This is a genomic window from Bradyrhizobium sp. PRIMUS42, from assembly GCF_023006515.1.
Classification (GTDB): Bacteria; Pseudomonadota; Alphaproteobacteria; order Rhizobiales; family Xanthobacteraceae; genus Bradyrhizobium.
In genome coordinates, this window is record NZ_JALBGZ010000698.1 from 1 (window position 1) to 3245 (window position 3245).

At 64.9% G+C, this 3245-nt stretch carries 2 protein-coding genes; both read left to right on the plus strand.

Annotated elements, in window-relative coordinates; all coding sequences use genetic code 11:
• Positions 1-410: 410 nt before the first annotated feature.
• Positions 411-1442 carry an ABC transporter substrate-binding protein gene (locus tag MOV75_RS32070; protein WP_246931437.1) on the plus strand — a complete coding sequence of 344 codons (1032 nt, stop codon included), beginning with the start codon at positions 411-413 and terminating at the stop codon, positions 1440-1442.
• Positions 1439-3245, plus strand: a 1807-nt coding sequence (locus MOV75_RS32075) for a hybrid sensor histidine kinase/response regulator (RefSeq protein ID WP_247007325.1), incomplete at its 3' end; no start/stop codon positions are given. The genes MOV75_RS32070 and MOV75_RS32075, both read left to right, overlap by 4 nt.

Consider the following 3245-nt stretch of genomic DNA (forward strand, 5'->3'; position numbering starts at 1 on the left):
CTCTGGGTGCCGGTGCCGGCTTCTGCTTCGGCACGGCGCCCTGGGCCGCGAGCGGCCCGGCTGCAACGGAGGTGAACAGGCCGACGACGGCCGGAATGAGATAGATTTTGCGCATCGAAAACCTTCGAAAACAACTTGAAACAACGCTTCAAAAATCGGCAGCTGCGAAATGGCTTCCCCGAGCCGTCGTCGCAACCGGGACGGAAAATGCTGCAACGCCACAAGGCGTTACAAGGCGGCACGGAGCAGACAACACGCGAAACAGCGACTCTTTGGCAGCGTAGGAATACGGTATCGGGCTGCCAAACGCTGCGAATGAACATTCACAAGCGCATTTTTTGATCAATTGTGGACACCGGCCGTTCGCGCTAAGCATCCGAGCTGGGGCAAGCCATCATGCAAAGAAATCCATGACCGAACGGCGTTCCGCTTTCGCGGTCGATCGCCGCGGCTTCATTCGCCTTGTGGGCGCAACCACCGCAGGATGGACGGCGCTCGGCGCAACGTCGGATCGCATGCGGATCGTCGCTTCCTTGACCGCATTGCGGCTCGACGACGAACTGACAAGGCGGAGCATGATCGACAGTCCGACCTCGCGCCTCGGCGGCCTCGTCGCCGGCTTGAGACAGCGCGGCTGGGTCGAAGGCGTCAACTTCCGCCTCGAGCTTCGTTCGAGCTTCGGCCCACCGGAGAGGCTGAAGGCGGCCATTCAGGAGTTGCTGGACCTCAAGCCGGACGTGATCCTGACGGGGTCGACGATCGAAACCACGGCGGTCCTTGCCGCCACCAAGACGATTCCGATCGTGTTCGCGACCGCCAACGATCCGGTCGGCAATGGCTTCGTCGAAAGTCTTGCCCATCCCGGCGGCAACGTCACCGGCTTCACCAACAGCACCGCCGATATGGGCGGCAAATGGCTTCAACTCATCCGGGAGGCCGTGCCGGATATCGCCCGCGTGGGCGTGCTGTTCAACCCCACAAGCGCGCCTCGGGCGGGACGCTTCTTCCTCGATTCGATCGAGCAGCAAGCGGCCGAATCCGGCGTGGCTGTCGTCCCTGCGCCCGTCAACACGCTTGCGGACATCGACGCAGCCGTTGGGCGCTTCGCCGAACCACCCAAGGCGGCCATGATTGCCCTGGTCGACAGCTTCCTCGTCGTCAACCGACAGACGGTCGTTGCGGCGGCGGACAAATATCGCGTGCCCACGATCTACCCGTTCTATTATTTCATGGATGCGGGCGGGTTGATGAGCTACGGGGCGACGTTGGAGGTGCGCTCGGCCGATTACGTCGATCTCATTCTGCGCGGCACCAAGGCAGGTGATCTTCCGGTGCAGTCGCCGCGCAAATACGAGCTCCTGATCAACCGCACGGTCGCTCGCACACTGGGATTGACCATTCCGTTCACGCTGCTCGCGCGCGCCGACGAGATCCGCGAGTGAACGAGACGGTCGACCAGGGACCATTGCGGACGCCTCCCGGCCGGCTATTCCGCAAATATCTCTACTCGATCGTCGCCCTCGCCTTTGCCGCCCTCGCCATCAACACCGGCTTCGACGTCTGGTTCTCCTATCGCGAGCAGAAGCAGCTTCTGGCGGCAACGCAGCGCGAACAGGCAGCGTCCGCCGCGATCCAGATCGGCCAGTTCGTCGGCCAGATCGAAAACCAGATCAGATGGCTCTCGCGCCTGCCGCCGGAGCTGTCGACCAACGAAGACGAGCGCCTGAACGCGATCCGTCTCCTGCGTCTCTCGCCGGCGATCGCGGAGATCGCCGAGATCGACCCGCGAGGGCGCGAGCGGGTGCGCGTGTCGCGCCGCGTCGCCGACAAGGTCGGCAGCAACGTCGACCTCTCCGCTTCCCCCGCCTTCCGCGGCGCGAATGAAAGCCGGGCCTATTATGGACCGGTTTATTTCTTGGGCGACACCGAGCCGTACATGACGCTTGCCACGCGCGGCATAGGCCGCCATCCCGACGTGATCGTCGCCGACGTCAATCTGCGCTTCATCTGGGACCTCGTCGCCGGGATCAGGGTCGGCAACACCGGCAAGGCCTACGTGGTCGATCGCATGGGGGTCTTGATCGCGCATCCCGATCCGTGGCGGGCGCTTCAGCGTAGCGATCTCTCCGGCCATGCGGACGTCCGCGCCGCGCTCGACGGCGTGGGGCCGGCGGCAGGCGGACTGGTCAAGGAGGATCTGACGGGTCAACGCGTGCTCTCGACCTATGCGACGGTCCCCTCGCTCGGCTGGCTGGTGTTCGTCGAGCTGCCGCTCACCGAGGCCTACGCGCCGATCTACGCATCGATCGGCCGTTCGACCTTTCTCCTCGTCGTGCTCTTGGTCGGTGCGGTGCTGGTCTCTCTCTTTCTCAGCCGGCGCATGACGGGACCGATCCAGCTCCTGACGCAGGGCGCGCGGCGGATCGGCAGCGGCGATCTCGGCCTGCGGCTCGCGATCAGGACCGGCGACGAACTGGAAGCGCTCGGCGACCAGTTCAACCGGATGGCGGCGCATCTGCGCGACTCCTACGCGACGCTCGAACGCAAGGTGATCGAGCGCACCTCCGAGCTGGAGAAGGCGCGCGATCACGCCCTTGCCGAGCACGATGCCGCCGAGCGCGCGCGCAACGCTGCCGTGCAAGCCAATGAGACCAAATCGCGCTTCCTCGCCGTCGTCAGCCACGAGCTGCGCACGCCGCTGAACGGCTTGATGGGTGTGCTCCAATTGCTCGACGACGGCAACCTGAGTGAAGCGCAGCGGCGCCACCTCGCGACCGCCGCGGCGTCGGGCGAAACGCTGATCGCACTGGTCGATGCAGTGCTGGAATATGCCCGCCTGGAGGGCAGCACCGAAACCCTTGAGCCGCGCAATTTCCGCCTCGACCAGCTCATCGACGCGGCCGCCGAACTGATGCGCCCCCAGGCCTTCGGCAAGGGACTGACCTTCGACCTCGCCTGCGATGCGTCGGTCCAAGCCTCGGTGCACGGCGATCCTGTCAGGCTCAATCGCATCCTGCTCAATCTGATCGGCAACGCCATCAAGTTCACGCCATCGGGCGGAATCGCCGTGAACGCGGTCGCCGAGCGGCATGACGACCATATCCTGCTGAGCATCATCGTTCGCGACACCGGCATCGGCATCGCCCCCGACATGCACGAGCGGATCTTCGAGGATTTCGTGCAGGCGGACGACAGCATCGCGCGGCGGTTCGGCGGCACCGGCCTTGGCCTCGCGATCGCGCGGC